Source organism: Asanoa ferruginea (assembly GCF_003387075.1).
Classification (GTDB): Bacteria; Actinomycetota; Actinomycetes; order Mycobacteriales; family Micromonosporaceae; genus Asanoa; species Asanoa ferruginea.
The window spans coordinates 6,069,190-6,085,414 of the sequence record NZ_QUMQ01000001.1 but is presented as its reverse complement, the minus strand read 5'-3'; the positions used below and the strand labels follow the sequence as shown (position 1 = coordinate 6,085,414).

Annotated in this window: 9 protein-coding genes; 4 read left to right on the top strand and 5 right to left on the bottom strand. The window is 71.7% G+C overall.

What is annotated here, in order from left to right; translation table 11 throughout:
• Window positions 1-6 precede the first annotated feature (6 nt).
• Together DFJ67_RS28455 and DFJ67_RS28450 are read left to right on the top strand one after the other, a co-directional pair.
• Window positions 7-1,944 carry a PqqD family peptide modification chaperone gene (locus DFJ67_RS28455; RefSeq protein ID WP_170216021.1) on the top strand — a complete coding sequence of 646 codons (1,938 nt, stop codon included), beginning with the start codon at window positions 7-9 and terminating at the stop codon, window positions 1,942-1,944.
• On the top strand, window positions 1,868-5,149 hold the full coding sequence (locus DFJ67_RS28450; RefSeq protein WP_116070845.1) for a lantibiotic dehydratase: 3,282 nt from the start codon (window positions 1,868-1,870) through the stop codon (window positions 5,147-5,149). The genes DFJ67_RS28455 and DFJ67_RS28450 overlap by 77 nt, the downstream gene beginning before the upstream one ends.
• Here the strand turns inward: DFJ67_RS28450 and DFJ67_RS28445 are convergent, their stop codons facing one another.
• Both DFJ67_RS28445 and DFJ67_RS28440 read right to left on the bottom strand, forming a co-directional pair.
• Complete coding sequence (locus DFJ67_RS28445; protein WP_116070844.1) at window positions 5,150-5,902, bottom strand: class I SAM-dependent methyltransferase; 753 nt, start codon at window positions 5,900-5,902, stop codon at window positions 5,150-5,152.
• A complete protein-coding gene (locus DFJ67_RS28440) occupies window positions 5,895-7,088 on the bottom strand; it encodes an MFS transporter (RefSeq protein WP_170216020.1) in 1,194 nt (397 codons plus the stop codon). The genes DFJ67_RS28445 and DFJ67_RS28440 overlap by 8 nt, the downstream gene beginning before the upstream one ends.
• Window positions 7,089-7,220: 132 nt before the next feature.
• Here DFJ67_RS28440 and DFJ67_RS42925 point away from each other — a divergent pair, with 132 nt between their 5' ends.
• Window positions 7,221-7,367, top strand: a complete 147-nt coding sequence (locus DFJ67_RS42925) for a hypothetical protein (protein ID WP_170216019.1) — start codon at window positions 7,221-7,223, stop codon at window positions 7,365-7,367.
• A gap of 52 nt (window positions 7,368-7,419) precedes the next feature.
• Here DFJ67_RS42925 and DFJ67_RS28435 read toward each other — a convergent pair whose 3' ends face one another.
• Genes DFJ67_RS28435 through DFJ67_RS28425 form a run of 3 tightly spaced genes read right to left on the bottom strand, consistent with a single transcriptional unit; the run spans window position 7,420 to window position 13,248 of the window.
• On the bottom strand, window positions 7,420-10,566 hold the full coding sequence (locus tag DFJ67_RS28435) for a lantibiotic dehydratase (protein ID WP_170216018.1): 3,147 nt from the start codon (window positions 10,564-10,566) through the stop codon (window positions 7,420-7,422).
• 20 nt (window positions 10,567-10,586) lie between these two features.
• Window positions 10,587-12,464, bottom strand: a complete 1,878-nt coding sequence (locus tag DFJ67_RS28430; RefSeq protein ID WP_116070841.1) for an ABC transporter ATP-binding protein — start codon at window positions 12,462-12,464, stop codon at window positions 10,587-10,589.
• Window positions 12,457-13,248 carry an AfsR/SARP family transcriptional regulator gene (locus tag DFJ67_RS28425; protein ID WP_116070840.1) on the bottom strand — a complete coding sequence of 264 codons (792 nt, stop codon included), beginning with the start codon at window positions 13,246-13,248 and terminating at the stop codon, window positions 12,457-12,459. Before DFJ67_RS28425 ends, DFJ67_RS28430 begins: the two co-directional genes overlap by 8 nt.
• 148 nt (window positions 13,249-13,396) lie before the next feature.
• Between DFJ67_RS28425 and DFJ67_RS28420 the strand changes: the two genes are divergently transcribed.
• Window positions 13,397-16,222 (top strand): AfsR/SARP family transcriptional regulator, encoded by a 2,826-nt coding sequence (locus tag DFJ67_RS28420; protein WP_147315633.1) that lies wholly within the window; start codon window positions 13,397-13,399, stop codon window positions 16,220-16,222.
• Window positions 16,223-16,225 lie beyond the last annotated feature (3 nt).

Below are 16,225 nucleotides of genomic sequence, written 5' to 3'. Positions count from 1 at the left end.
TTCGTCATGCGCATTTGCGCCGTTGTCAAGTACCCGCCGATCGAGGGCGGCGTCAGCGCCCTGAGCTACCGCGTAGTGATGGCGCTCGCCGCCGCCGGGCACCAGGTCAGCGTGGTCACCAACGCGGACGAGGTCGAGGACGACTACCGGATGTGGATGCGGCCGGAGGACCGCGCGCGACTGGAGGCGTCCTTCCCGAACGGCGGCAGTGTTTCGCTGGTCCCCACGTCGGGCCTGGGCCGCAAGTTCGCCGCGTACATTCCGGCGAGCAAGCCCTTCGTCACCAAACTCGCCAGCCTGGCCACGGAGGAGATTCGGCGAATCGACGCGGACGTCGTCTACTCCTACTACCTGGAGCCCTACGGGCTGGCCGCGCATCTCGCGGCGCAATGGACCGGCGTGCCGCACGTCGTGCAGCACGCGGGCAGCGACCGGACCCGGCTGATGGCACATCCGGAACTGTCGCTGGCATACCGGGAGGTGCTGCGGCGGGCGGACCTCGTGGTGGCCCGGCCGGGAACGATCGAGGGATTCGGGGTCGATCCCGCGCGGGTGACCAATCTGGGACCGCGCCGACTGGCCGCCTTCCCCCATGCCGATACGCCCGCACTCGACATCGACGCCACGATCGCCGAGCTGGCGGCTGCCGGGCACCCCTGGATCACCAACACCGCCCCGTTGCCGAAAGACCGGGCGACGTTCGGCATCTACGGGAAGATCAGCCAATACAAGGGCAGCTACGATCTGGTCGACGCACTGGCCAAATGCCGAGCCGCCGGCCACGAGTTCAACTTCCTCGTCATGGCCGGAGGAATGTGGCGGGAACGCTTCCTCGAAGCGGTAGGGAACGCCGGCCTCGCCGACCGCACCTGGACGTTGCCGTTCCTCCCCCACTGGCGGGTGCCGGAGTTTCTGCGGAGCCTCACCGCCGCTTGTTTCCTCGAACGCCGCTTCCCCATCACGATCCACACTCCGGGCGTGCCGGCCGAAGTGCTCACCGTCGGCACCTGTCTGGTGATGTCCCGGGAGATCGCGGAGAAGCAGCGGGTCCGCGATGAGTTCCAGCAGGGCCGGAACTGTTACGTCGTCGAGGATCCGACCGACGCCGCGGAGCTGGCCGGCGTTCTCGCCCGGATCGCTGCCGACCCGGCCGCGGCGCAGCAGGTCGGCCGGGAAGGCCAGCGGCTCATGGCGGACGTCGGTACGGACGTCGAACTGGCAGCCGACTACGAGCGGCTGTTCCGGCGGGCCGCCGACCTCCGGGCCGACCGGGACCGCCCCGCGGCCACGCCGCCGGCCCCCGACGACCGGTGGGATCTTCTTCGCCGGTTCATGCCGGCGACCATGGCGGTGCTGGGCGACTCGCGGGGCCACGCCCTGGCGCAGGTTGCCGCGGACGCCCACCCGAGTGCGGCACACCGCACATACGCGGGCGGTGCGGCCGCCGTCGCCTGGATCACGGAGCAGGCCGCGACGCTACCGGAGGCCGCCCCGGCGGCGGCCGCCTTCGAGCTGGATCTGTTGTGGACCCGCCTCGACCTGGAGAGCCAAGACGGCGACCCGCTCTTCCCACGCCGCGGTGCGGGTGCCCTCGTCCTTTCCGATGTGGTCGGCCCCGGCTCCCGGGTGCCGATCGCGGCCAGCGGTATCCGGATCCGACGGCACCGCAGTGACATCGAGTCCGTCCTTGCCGACCTGCGAAACGGATCGGCGTCCGTCGCGTCGACCGGCGACGAGACGCTGTTCCTCTTCCTCAAGCGCGGTGACCTCGACGGTGCGGTACGACGCATCAACCCGGCCACCTGGTCGCTGTTGCAGCTGTGCGACGGCCGCACGCCGGTGACGGCGATCGCGCAGCGGCTCGGCGGTGAGTACGCCGTCAGCTACGACGAGGTCGAGCAGATGGTGCTGGAGATGGCGAACGAACGGCTGGTTCAGATGTAGCCGCCCGCGGCACGTCGCGCTTCACGCACTGCTTCGCCAGCCACAGAGGGAGGAACTCGTGGGTGAGTCATTGCCGAAACCGGATTTCCGTTGCGCGGACGTCCTGCTGGTGCGCGTCGCCGCGCGGCCGCTTGGATGGGGTCGCGCGACCACCCCGCGGGACGGCGACGAATTCGGCGAAAACGCCGAGAGCCTTCTGGACCGGATCAGGGAGCTGGCCAGTGACCCGGTGCTCCGCGAGGCGGTCGCGGTCGCCAGTTCCAGCCTCTCGAGGGCGTTGGACGCCGCACTGACCGGGCGGGTGTCACCGAAGCAGAAGGATCTGCGCCGGCTGCTGCTGAGTCTGGAGTCGTACCGGATGCGGATGTCGACCCGGGCCACGCCGTTCGGACTGTTCGCCGGCGTGGCCCGGGCACGATTCGAGGAGACCGGTGCCGCCCACCTGAACGGCAGTCACCGGACCCGCGCCCGGCCGGACATGGGATGGCTCGCCGGCCTAGTTTCGACCCTGGAGACCGACCCGGCCGTGCTTCCCCGGCTGCTGGTGGTGACGAACGCGTCGTACGTCGTGCGCGGCGGACGGCTCGAGTTGATGGACCGGGCCGGCCCGGCGCCGCAGGACGCCGACCCGGAACCGGTCACCTCGCTGCGGTGCACTCCTGCCGTGCAGGCGGCTCTCGATGCGGCCACGACTCCGATCGGCGCTGCGGACCTGGCCGAACTCCTCACCGCCAGATGGCCCGGCGCATCCGCGAGCCGATCGCTGCAACTGCTCGGTGGGCTGGTCCGCCACCGCCTCCTCCTCACCGACCTCCGGCCGCCGTCCGAGTGCGCCGAGCCCATCGGACACGTGCTGGACCGGATCGGTGCGCACCCCGCCGCTGAAGAGCTCGGCGCGATCAGGAGTGCGATGGTCGAATACGACCGGTTGGCACCCGGCGAAGGTCTGCCGGTGCTGGAGCGGTTGACCGACCGGATGCGCTCGGCGCGGCCGGCCGACGACGTGCTCCACGTCGACCTCGCGGTGCGTGCCGAGGTCCGTATCCCGACGCTGGTCGCGCGGGAGTTGGAGCAGGCGATGGAGACCCTTTGGCGGCTGTCTCCGGGGCAGCCCGGAAGCCCGCGCCTGCGCGGTTACCACCGTGATTTCCTGCAACGCTACGGCACCGGCCGGCCGGTGCCATTGACAGAACTGCTGTCGGAGGAGATCGGCCTTGGCCTGCCCGACACGTATCGGCGCGATGGCGGTCTGCGGGCGAAGCAGCAGCTGTCCACTGTCGATCCCGATGTCGACCGGAACCGCCTGCTCGCCCGGGTTGTGGCGGACGCCGTCGCGAACGAGCGACGGGAAGTGTGCCTGGACGACGACCTGGTCGACCGGCTTGCCGGGGAACCGGCGGCGGGGGCCCGACCGCACCCCTCGATCGACGTCAAGGCGCGGCTGATGGCGCCGTCGATGGCGGCGCTGGAGGCGGGCGACTTCCGGCTGGCCTTCGGCCCCTACGTGGGATCCAGTCCGGCCGGCGCCGTCTCCAGCCGGTTCGCGACCCTGCTCCCCGACGGAAACGAGGAGATGGGCCGCGTGGCGCGGGGGGCCGACGAGGACACCGGCGACGAGATCCGAGCGGCCCTCGTGTATCGCCCCACGTCTGACCGGACGAACAACATCCTGACCTCGCCCCGCTGGCTGGCACACCACATTGCGGTGGGGGTCGGCACGTTCGAGTCATCGGCGGTCGATCTGTCCCCCGACGACCTCGCGGTCGTCGCGACGAGCGACCAGTTGGTCCTGGTGTCGCGCCGACTCGGCCGGCGCGTCCGGCCGATCCGCTTCAACGTCGCCAACCTGAGCCTGTCCGGGACCGGCATGGTCCGGTTCCTCGACGACCTCGGCCGTGAAGGGTTCTGCCCCGTGCAGGGATGGAACTGGGGCGCCATGCGCGACGTCCCGTTCCTGCCCCGGATCCGGCGTGGCAGGACCATCCTCGCACTGGCCACCTGGCGCATCGACGATGCGCTCGCCGGACCGAACGCGACCCGGCCGGACTGGTCGCGGCGACTCGCCGCCTGGCGCGAGGCAGCCGGCGTGCCGCAGCGGATCGTCGTCGCCGAAGGGGACCGGGTGCTGACCCTGGACCTGGACGAGTCGTCGCACCGCGAGCTGTTTCGCCGGTCATGCGAGCGGCGTGGCGCCTTCACCGTCCGGGAGGTGCTCGAGGATTCCTTCGTGGACGGATGGCTCCGATCCCCGGACGGGCCGCACCACTGCGAGATCGTCGTCCCGATGGTGCGGCGGGAACCGGCCCCGACCAACCCGGTCGCGGTCCCGCCCGGCACGGCAACGCAGGTCCGGGACCGCGACCAATTGCACCTGCCGGGCGGGGAATGGTTGTACGCGAAGATCTACACGTCCGCTGGCCGGCTCACCGAACTCGCCCGCGACCACCTTCCGGCGCTGCTCGAGCGGCTCGCCGCCGGTGCACTGTCGCGGTGGTTCTTCATCCGGTATGCCGACCCGGGTGCACACCTGCGGCTCCGTATCTCAGGGTCGCCGACCGACCTGTGGTCCGACTCGCTGCCGAGGCTGCGCGACTGGGTCCTCGGGCTGCGGCAGGCGGGTCTCGTCAGTCACCTGGCATTGGACAGCTACGACCCGGAGGTCGAGCGGTATGGCGGGGCACCGCTCATCGAGCCGGCGGAGCGGGTCTTCCACGCAGACAGTGAAGCGGTGATCCGCATGTTGCGGTTGCTCGAGCTGCACTGCTCCACCGCGGATCCCGTCATGGTCGGCGCATTGAGTGTGCTGCACATGTTCGCCGCGATGGGCCAAGAGGACGAGGCGGCGGACTGGCTGGCGCGTACCGGCGCCAACGGTGACTACCGCAAGACGTTCACCGCACGGCGCGAACAGGCTCTTCGCCTGGCCGATCCCGGCGGTGCCTGGACCGAGCTGCGGCAGCTTCCGGGGGGTGACGACCTGCTGGCGGCCTGGGACCGGCGGCGCCCGGCCCTGGCGGATTACCGGTCCGCGCTGGGCTCGGCGGGCGACCCCGCAACGCCGATGCATTCGATCGCCCGGAGCCTGGCCCACATGCACTGCAACCGACTGTTCGGCCTGGACCGCACGCTGGAGAATCAGGTGCTGTCCGTGGCGCGGAACGTCATGCTCACCCGCGCGCGTCGGGCCCGGTACGCTCCGCGCTGATCACTTCTGTCCGACGACGGCGACCAGGCCCGTCGGCAGCCGTTCGCTGCCGAACGACGTACGCTTCCGGGCCGTCATGCCGTGCCGCTCCAGAACGGCGACCAACCCGGTGACGTCGAGCAGAACGTTCTCGTGCCGCTCGTCGCTGCGTCGCCACGACGCGTTCGCGGACCGCACGAACGTCGTCACCTCCTGCACCATGCGTCGGCTTTCGGTCGCGACGGATCGCGAGAACACGGCCCAGTCCTCGTGTACGCGTGCCAGAGACGCCACGTTCCGCCAGTCGTCGGCCCAGCCGAGGTCGATGACGTCGATCGCGAGGACGCCTCCGGGGCGCAGCGCGCCGGCGATCGCCGTCATCGTGCGCGTGACCGACTCCTCGTCGACCAGGTAGTTGAGGACGTGTCCGACGCCCACCACGGCATCGACGGTCGGCAGTCGGTCGGCGGGTAGGACGAGGCGCCGGAGGTCCGCCGCCGGTAGCCGGGTGCGGGCCCGGGCGAGCATGGCCGGCGAGCCGTCGGTGGCGATGACGCGGTGGCCGGCGTCGAGCAGGTGGCCGGTCAGCGATCCGCTCCCGCACCCCAGCTCCAGGACGACACCGCCGCGGCGCCGCACCGGTTCGAGCAGGTCGAGGATGCCGGGCGCGCAGCGACCGCCGTGGAAGTCGAAGCCGCTGTCGTGTACGAGGGCCAGATCGTCGCGGTAGTACGAGAATTCGGTCTCGACCGCGTTTTCCCGGTTATCAGGCACTACGCAACCTCCGTCCGGCGGTTTCCACCACCGGGTTGATCAGAAGGAACATGAGGGCGAAGAACAGGGCGAGCACGATCCAGCCGATCGACCGCAGGCCGCCGATCAGCGTGGCGACCAGGACGGGACCGATCACGCCGCGCAGCGCGATGCCGAGCGAGAAGACCCCCGCGTACTGTCCCTGCGCGGTCGGGTCGGCGAACGCGAATCGCAACCGCCAGTTCGCGGCGGAACTCCACAGTTCGCCCGCGGTCAACACGACGACGCCGAGGATGAGCAGCGCGGTCGCCGGACCGGCGGTCGGTCCACGGGTCAGACCGAACACCACGCAGGCGAGGGCGACAGCGACGCAGGCCCGCCGCTGCAACCGGCGCGCGCCGTCGACGGTGACCGCGAGCCGGGACGCCCGCACCTGGAGGGCGACCACCAGCACCGTGTTGAGCCCGATGACCCATGCCGCCACGGCCGCCGGCGCCTGCGTCCAGCTGACGATCCAGAGCGGCAGGCCGACGCCGAGGATGACGTCGTGCACCGTGACGAGCCCGCCGACGACGGCCAGGGAGACATACGGAAGGTCCGCCAGCGCGGACCACGGCCCGCGCCCACCCGCGGGAGCTCCGGCCACCCGCGGCTGGACCGTGGTCACCGCTGCCGCTGCGGCCGCCGCAGCAGCGGCGCCGAGGAAGAGCCACCGGTATCCGGCGGGTGAGCCGGCCGCGACGGCGAGGCCGGTCAGGAGGACGCCCACCGTGAGGCCGACGTTGAAGACGCTGCGGAGCAGGGCCAGCAGCGGGACCCGGTCGTCGTCGGCGACCACGCCGGCCAGCAGCGCGTTGCCGGCGATGATGGCGGTCTGCTCCAGGAACCCGACGGCCGCGATGACAGCGAGGTAGGTCTCGAAGCTTCGCGCGTGCGCCGCCACCGCCAGGGCCAGGGCCAGCGACAGGCCCGCCACCACCGCCGCCTCCCGTGGCCCGACCCGGTCGACCAAACGACCGACCGGAACGGCGAGCGCGATCCACAACAGGCCGGACACCGACAGGCCGATACCCACCTGCGACGGCGAAAGCCCCACGACGCGGTTGAAGTAGATCACCGTGCCGGTGGAGTAGAGCCCGAAGCCGACACTGGTGAAGAAGTGGGCCGCCACGAAGACCCCCGTCGACCGGCGGCGTTTCCACGTCATCGATCCAGGCTGACGGCCCGATCTACACGCCGGATACGCGCGGTGGACGTGTAGGACCGGCGTAGCAGCCGCGCGCACGCTGGCGGGAACAGGTTGCGCGCGCCGATGGCGCGCCGAGAGGAAGGACGAACCATGTCCGACGAACGCACCACTGATGAGTTCGCGTTGGATCTGCGTGTGGAGACCGAGCCGCCGCTGGCGTCGGGCCAGCACATGACCGGCACCGGCACCGCGCCGGCCGACTTCATGACGGGCACCGGAACGGCACCGGTCAGCTGATTCACGTCGACGACAGAGCGGGTCCGGCCAGTTCGGCCGGACCCGTTTCGCGTCAACGGCGGCCGAACCGCTCGCGCTCGGCGCGGGCGATGACCGTGTTGCGGGCCACGGCGTGGATCTGGCCCTCCAGGGTCGAGTCGATGCCGAAGACGCGGTTGACATGCATGTGCGCCAGGCTGGCGGCGACCGTCTCGATGGCGTCGCACCCGCGGCGGCGCAGCGCGCACCCGTAGTCGGCGACGGCGGGCCGTCGCGAGCGCCACGCCGCCACCAGTTCCGCACCGCCCGGGCGCCGCGCCAGTTCGTACCAGTCGCCACCTGGATCGGCTAGCAGGAGTGCCTCCCGGCGCCGCGCGGCGAACGCCTCGCGGTGCTGCTGCCTGGTCCCGGTGCGCGCGAGCCAGCCGGGAAGGTCGTCGGGCCCGCCGAGCGCGGCGAGCAGGTCGAGGACACTCAGCGCCCCGATGAGGACGCGGTCCGACGTCGACGCGTAGGAGTCGAGCACGCGGAGCATCGCGACCGCGGACAGGCTGTCGGCGTGGAACGCCCGCTCGGCCTCGGCGAGAACGTCTGGGCCGCCGTAGCGTTCGATCTCCGGGTCGTAGCCGTCCAGCACGACCTGGCCGACCAGGCCCGAGCGACGCAGGCCGGCGGCCCACTCACGAAGCGCCGGCAGCGCGGCGGCCCACAGCGCCTCCGGCTCGCCGTGCATGCGCAACCTCAGATGGGGCAGCGGGTCCGCGTACCGCACGAAGAACCAGCGGTCGACGACGCCGGGTCCGACGAGGTCGAGCAGGCCGTCGACATGGTCGCGAAGCAGTTCCGGCACGCTTCTCGCGCCCGTGTAGACCTTCGCGTAAAGCCACTCCCCGCCGGGCAGGTGGAGTTGGTCACGGGTACGCACCGCGGGCGCGGGGTGGCGCGCTCCACCTTGGTCGTCGCCGTTCGCCTTCCGGGACACCAGCGGCACGACGATCTCGCAGCGGTGTGGCCCGTCCGGACCGCGCAACCATCCGTCGGTGTCGTGGTCACCCACGACCTCCTGGACGAGCAGGTCGTCGCGGCGCTCGCATTCACGGCGGAACAGGAGGCGGTGCAGCGGGTCGTCGAGATCGAGCGGCATGCACTGGTCGCCGTCGACGAGCAGCACCCGATCGGGCACCCGCGCCGCGTCGCGCCACCGCGCCAGCCGGTTTAGCCATGGTCCGGCCGCCGCCGCACCGTCGGCGAGCAGCGCCTCGTCGACCAGCCACCGCGCCGGTGCGAGGACGGTTCGCCCGCGGCTGACCCGCGGCAGAAAGGGCGCGCTGCCGAGCGGTCCCCAGTCCCAGCTCCGCAGGCCGCAGGTGCCCTCATGGCCGAGATCGTCGAGGAAGCGTGCGACGCCGGGGGCGAGAACGGTCGGGTTGAGAACGTTGAATACCGCGGGTAGGACCGCCCGGCCCAGCCGCGACGAGAGGAGCACGAGCCGGTCCGGCGTGGCCGTCACCGCGAGGTCCGACGGCGGCAGGTCGACGACCGCGGGGTCGAACGACCCGACACCCACCGGTAGGCGGTGATCGAGCCAGCGGGTTGAGGTCATCACGTTGGCCAGCCGGCCCACCCGGGGCTGGTAAGCCAGGGCGGCCACGACGGCTGTGGCGTTACCGTGGTCTGTGTCGTTGACATCCCGGATCAGCTTTGCCAGGTCCGCTCCGATGTCGCCGAGAAGGTGGGCGAAGCGGCCCAGCATCGCGCCGGCCCGGCTCGAACCGAGGTAGGGCCCGAGCACGAGCAGGAAATCGCCGTCATGCATCGCCGTGACGGATCGCGCCATCAGATGCGCGTACATCTCCATCGACGCCGGCGGACCTCCGCGAGCGTGATCGTCGGACCCTTCGCGGTCGAGTCGCGTCATCAGGGCGTCGTCGAGCACGACCTCCCGCGCGCCACGGGCGGCGGCATCGGCGACGAGCCGGGCCAGTAGCCGGTCACGACGCGGGTCGTCGCCGGTCGACGCCCGCCGTGGTTCGCGGCTCCAACCATCGCCGGGGCGCCGGTACGGGGCGGGTAGGCCGAGGCCGCAGTCTTCGGAGACAAGCTCGGTCAGGGCGACGGCCCGGCCGGTGCCGTACCGCTCCAGGAACGCGCTGTGGTAGTCGCGCAGCCACGGCCGGCCGGGCCGGCGCGGCGACAGGCGCCACAGCGCCTCGGCGGCCTCCTCGAGCTCGCGGGCGACCACCGCCGGGATGCCGGCGTCGACGTCGAGTACGAGGTCGACCTGGAGAGGATGGTTCGTCGGCTGCACCTCGCACATCCGCGTCCGGAGCGATTCGAAAGCGGGCTGCCCCTGCCCGACCGGAAGGCCGTCGTAGGCCGCGATCTCCCGTCGGATCGGGCGCAACCGGTCGGCCACGGGGTGACCCGGGAGCCGTTCCAGCAGGTAGCCGATGGGATCGGCGCAGTCGAACGGCGGACGAAGATCGGTGAGCAGGAACCCGTGCACGACGAGGCCACGGATCATCGCGGCGACGGTCTGCTCGTCGACACCCGGAAACCCGAGCCGCACCGCCGAGACGAGGGCACGGTGGGTGATCGGAGCGACCGCCGCCCGCAGAGCGGCGGCAACGGCCGGAGTGTGCCGCAGCGACACGGCCCGGCGCTGCGTGTCGTCGTTGTCGACCCCCGCGTCGGACAGGTCGGTCAGCTCGATCCGTCCGCCCCGCACGGTGCCCGCCTCGTTGGCGACCAAGCGGAGCCCGGTCAACACCGCCGGTTCGGTCTCCAGGCGGCTCGCCAGCGCCAGCAACCAGCCGGCGTCGGGACGCGTATGCGTCCGGTGGTCAGGGCCGAGCCGTGCCTGCCCGGCGGGCACGAACCGCGCGGGCGCCACGCCGGCGAACAACCCGAACGGGGTCGGGCGTGCACCCATCCGGAGGCGGTAACGCGCGAGGCTCACCGCGAGCCGGCGCAGGTCCTTCAGCCGCGTCGGCCGTTCGCCCGCCAGTGCGGACCGCAACGCGTCGGACAGGCTCGGGCTGGCGACCGCGATTCCCTCGCGCAGGATGGGATGGGCGCTCAGGTCACGGACGCGCGCCAACCAGGCCTCCGCGTCGTCGGTGTCGACCTCGGTGCCGGTGTCGCCGGGTGGGTTCCCGTACGGATGAACCGCCGCGCGCAGCAACAGCACGTCGGCAGCAGTGAAGCGCGGTCCGGTCACGGCACGTCCCTTTCCTGGACTCATGTTCGGTATCCCGTGGCTTGCAGGGCGAACAGCTCCGCGTAGCGGCCACCGAGCGCGCTCAGGTCGGCGTGGGTCCCCTGCTCGATGATCTGTCCGTTGTGGAGCACGTAGATGCGGTCGGCGTGCCTGATGTTGGCTAGGCGGTGGGTGATGAGCACGGTGATGCGGCGCGCCGCGTCCCTGCGCAGGGCCGCGAACAGCGCCTGTTCGGCGCGCGCGTCGAGTGCGGCGGAGGGCTCGTCACAGATCAGCAGCGGCGCGTCGCGGAACAGCGCACGAGCCATGGCCAGGCGCTGCCACTGCCCGCCGGACAGGTCCATGCCCCCTTCGAACTGGCGCGACAGCAGCGTCTGGTAGCCGGCCGGCAGGGCGAGGATCATGTCGTGCGCGCCGGCCGCGCGCGCCGCGGCGTGGGTGGCGGCCTCGTCAGGCGTGTGGTCGCTGCCGAGACGGATGTTGCCCTCGGCGGTGAACGGCCAGTGCCAGTAGTTCTGGCTGACCATTCCCACGTGCCGCCACACCTGTTCGGGCTCGGAGCTGCCGAGCGGCACGTCGTTCCAGCACACCGTGCCGGAGTCCGGTTGGTAGAGGCCGGCGATGAGCCTGGCGAGGCTCGTCTTGCCCGATCCGTTCTCACCGACCAGCGCGATCGTTTGTCCACGATGGACCGTGAAAGTGATGCCGGCGAGGGCCGGTTCGCGGGTGTTCGGATAGCGGAGCGCGGCGTCGCGGACGCTGATCCGCTCCGGCGGGCGCGTCGCCGCGGTCGCGGGTGCTGTGCGGACGCGGGCGCGGGCGCGGACGCAGAAGTCGTTGTAGTCCCCGAAGTAGAGGCCCTCCTCGTACACGCGATTGATCGTGTTGATGGCGAGGGTGGACGACTGGCGGGCGGCCTGGAGGGCCAGCACGGCCGCCCCGGCCGCGGCCAGCGGCAGGGCGTGCCAGCCGACCAGTGCACCGAGCACGGCGTAGACGCCCAGCGTTGCCGCGCCGGAGAGGACGCTGCCCAGCGCCCGGGCGGCGGCCTGGCGGCGGGCCACGTCCAGCTCGGCCGAGATTTCCGTCTCCGCCGTGGCGACGTACTCGCCGAGCAGGTAGCCGCGCATGGTGAGCGCGCGCACTTCGGCCGCGGTCTCGCGCAGGGCCATGAGGTCGGCGAGCATCCACAACCGTCGCCGCCGGCTGGTGCGGGCATGGATGCTCAGGTAGGACAGGCGCGCCGCGCGCAGTGCCGCCCAGAAGCCCGGCACGCTGGCCAGCAGGAGCGCCACCATCAGCAGGGGATGCAGGATGAACAGGGCCGTGGCGGCGGCCACCAGGCCGAGGGAGCCGGCGACCAGGTCGACCGTCGCGCGCACCAGCTGCTGCACCGACTGCGCGCCTCCCTTGCGGGCGCGTTCCAGCTCGTCGCAGAACCGCGGGTCGTCATAGGCGGCGAGGTCAACACTGGTGGTCAGTTCGAACAGCCGGCGCTCGGCCAGGGTCAACACCCGGGGCTCGAGCCGGGCCAGTGCCCAACCGGCGCCGAGAGTCAGCCCCGACCGCACCGCGACAGCCACGGCGACGGCGAGAAGGTGTGGAAGCGCGGCGCGTAAGCGGTCCGGTGTCGCGCCCTCGGCCAACAGGGCCTGCAACGCGGTCCGCGTCGCCAGCAGCGTCCACGCCATCGCTCCGCTCGCGGCAAGGTTGAGCACCGCCGCCGCTGCCGTGTCCCAGGGGCTTGCCCGCCACGCCATCGCCGCGGTTCGCGCCACGATCGCCGGCAACCGCCAGAGGACAGTGGCCAGCCGCGCCTTGACCAGTGACCGGTGGTGGATCTGCCACCATCCGTCGCGTAACGCCGGCAGTCTCCTGGCGGTCTGCGAGCTAGCCATGACAGCCGGTCAGCCACGTGCTCAGATCGCCATTGGCCAGCGATGGGTCGCGGCAGAGGATGGCACCCTGGAGGCCGGTCAGCTCAGGACCGGGTTCGAGGCCCAACTCGGCGGCCAGGAGCCGGCGCACGTCGCGATAGGCCTCCAGCGCTTCGGCCACCCGTCCGGATCGGTAGAGCGCGAGCATGAGTTGGACGTAGAGCCGCTCGCACATGGGATCCGCCGCCACGCCGGCCCGCAGTTCGCCGACGAGTTCCTCGTTCTGGCCGAGGCGCAGCCGGCCGTCGGTCCAGTCCCGGAGCAACGACCGGTGCTGCTCCTCCAGAATTTCGACCCACTGCTCGACCTCCGGGGTGGCCGGAAGGTCGGCCAGCGGCCTGCCCCGCCACAGCCGCGCCGCCTGCCCGAGCAGCGCGACGCCGCTCCGCAGGTCTCCGTCGCGTAGCTGCGCGCGGCCACGGGCGGCGAGACGCCGGTAGCGCAGGGCGTCCAGGCAGTCGTCCTCGACGTTCAGCACGTAGCCCGCCGCGCCGGTGAGGATCTTGGCTTTCGACCGGCCCGCGGTCAGCAGACCGCGGATCGAGCAGACGTAGGTGTAGAGGTTCGCGGCGGCTGACTGCGGCGGTCGCTCACCCCACAGCTCGCGCATGATCCGGTCGGTGGAGACGGGCTGATCGGCGTGGGCGAGCAGGACCGCCAGCACGATCTTCGGTTTCGTCCGACGCAGGGTGTAAGCGCAACCGCCGTTTCGCATCTGGAGGCGGCCCAGCACATAGAAATCCATTGATGCCTTTCCCTTCCGGTCGGCGCCGATGTGACGGGCACGACATCGCGACCTACTCAGCGGCTACAGTCGAAGCACCCGTTCTCTTCTCGTCCTTGCGGCGTCCTTACGGCGTCCTCGACGTGTGCCCGCCGGACGGGGTTAGGAGTTGACCGGTCGTATGGACTTCCGCCTGCTCGGTCCGATCGAGGTTTGGGCAGCCGGAAACCGGGTTCCGCTGCACGGTGCGCGCCAGGAGCGGGTCCTCGCCGCGTTGCTTCTCGACGCCGACCGTCCGGTGTCGATACCGCGACTGGTCGACATCGTCTGGGACGAGCGGCCACCGGCCACCGCCCGCCGTCAGGTGCAAGACGTCGTGTCCCGGCTGCGATCGGTCCTCACCGCCGCCGGCGCCCCCGCCGGCACGATCCGCGCCGCGCGTGAGGCCTACCAGCTGACGCTCACCGGTCACCGCTACGACGAGCGGACCTTCGGCGAGCTGGCGGCCCGGGCCGAAGACCTCGCCGCGCGAAGTCCCGAAGATGCCGTCGCACTCCTGGTCGAGGCGCTGGCGCTGTGGCGCGGTGCGCCGCTGGCCGGGCTGGAGGGCGCCGGCCTGCGCGACGCGGTCACGGCGCTGAACGCCCGTCGCCTCGCGGTTGTCGAGCGGCGGTGGGAACTGGAGCTCCAGCTGGGTAGGCACGAACCCGCGGCCGAGGAGTTGTCCAGCCTGCTCGCGGCTCATCCGTTCCGCGAGCGGATCGCGATCCTGCTGATGGCCGCACTGGCCGGGCAGGGGCGTCGAGCCGAGGCGCTGACCGTCTACCAGCAGGTTCGCCGGACATTCGCCGAGGAACTGGGTGTCGACCCGGGCCCAGAGCTCCAGGCCGCGCACGGGGCGCTGCTGCGCGGCGACCGGGCCGCGTCGGCCGAGGCTCCCGAGGCCAGCCGGAGACACTCGCCTCCGGCTCACCTACCCGCTGATGTTGCCGGGTTCACCGGCCGGGAGGCCGAGCTGGCGCGGTTGGACACATTGGTGGGTTCGATCGAGGCGCGGGCCTCCGACGGCCGGGACGCGACGGCGACGCTCGTCTGCGCGATCTCGGGGACCGCCGGCGTGGGCAAGACCGCCCTCGCCGTCCACTGGAGCCACCGCGTCCGAGACCGGTTCCCTGACGGTCAGTTATACCTTGACCTGCGCGGGTTCGACCCGTCCGGTGCGCCGGTCACGGTGGCCGAGGCGGTGCGCAGTCTGCTCGCCGCCCTGGGCATCCCGGCGCAGAGCATCCCGACCGGTTCAGCCGCACAGAGCCTCCTCCTGCGCACCGAGCTGGCCGACCGACGGGTCCTGATCCTACTGGACAACGCACACGACACCGAGCAGGTCCGCCCGCTGCTTCCCGGCGCCGCCGGCTGCCTGGTCGTGGTGACCAGCCGCAACCGGCTCACCGGACTCGTCGCCAGCAACGCCGCCCTGGCCGTGCACCTGGATGTGCTCACTGACGCCGAGTCGCGGAGCCTGCTGGCCCACCGACTTGGCGCTGCCCGGGTGGCCCGCGAGCCGCAGATCGTCACCGAACTGATCCACGCGGCCGCACGGCTCCCCCTCGCCCTCGTCATCATGGCCGCGCGGGCCACGGAGCGCGCCCGCTATCCGCTCGCGCAGCTGCGCAGCGAGCTTGCTGACGCCGGAGACCGGCTCGACACGCTCACGGGCGGTGACCCCCTTACCGACGTGCGTGCCGTGTTCTCCTGGTCCTACCGGGCAATGACGCCGGCGGCGGCGCGGATGTTCCGGAGCCTGGGCACGATTCCCGGTCCCGACATCGGGGTGGCCGCCGCGGCCAGCCTGGTCGGTGTTCCGCCACGGCAGGCGCGCGCCCTCATCGACGAACTCGTCGACGCGCACCTGCTCTCCGAGCACGGGCCATACCGCTACGCTCCGCACGATCTGCTCCGCGCCTACGCAGCCGAGCTGTCCACCGCCCACGACGATCCCGCCGAACGGCACCTACAGCTACGCCGGCTCCTCGACCATTACCTGCACAGCGCCCACGCGGCTCTGCACCTGCTGTTCGAGCGCATTGAGCCGCTCGCCCTCCCGGAGCCGACGGCCGGCACGACCCCCGGCCGGCCGGCCGATCCGGCGGCCGCGCTGGCCTGGTTCACCGCGGAACGCCCGGCCCTGCTCGCCGCCGTCCGCCACGCGCACACGGTCGGTCTCGACACGCACGTGTGGCACCTGGCCCGGACAATGGACGACTTCCTCGACCTGCGCGGCCACTGGGACGACTGGCTCACCGTCCAGAGCCTCGCCCTCGACAGCGCCCGACGCCTCGCCGACCCGCACATGCAGGCCTACTCCGAACGCCGGCTGGGCCGCTGCAACGCCCAGATCAACCAGTTCGACGAGGCCGAAGACCATTACCGCGAGGCCCTCCGGTTGTACGTTCGCCTCGGCGACCAGACCGGCCAGGCGAGCACCCACTTCAGCCGGTCCTGGATGCGCTCGACGCAGGGCCGCAAGCGCGACGCCCTCGACGAGATCGCCGGGGCCCTGGACCTCTACCGCGCCGCCGGTCACCAACTCGGCGAGGCCCGTGCCCTCAACGCACTCGCGTGGGCCCTCGCCCAGCTCGGCGACCTCCAGCAGGCCCTCGTCCACGGCGCGCAGGCCCTGACCCTCAACCAGAAGCTGGGCGACGCCTACGGCGAGGCGGCGATCTGGGACACCCTCGGCTACACCCATCACCACCTGGGTGATCATCGCGAGGCACTCGCCTGCTACCGACAGGGGCTCGACCTGTTCCGACACGCGGGCGACCGCTACAACGAGGCCGACGTCCTGACCCACCGCGGCGGCACCCATCTGGCCGCCGGCGACATCGACGCCGCACGCGCCGACTGGCAGGCCGCCCTGGAGATCCTCACCGCACTCGGCCATCCACACGCTGCGGAGCTACGGGTCAGGCTCGCAGACGTCGACGCCGGCTAGCGG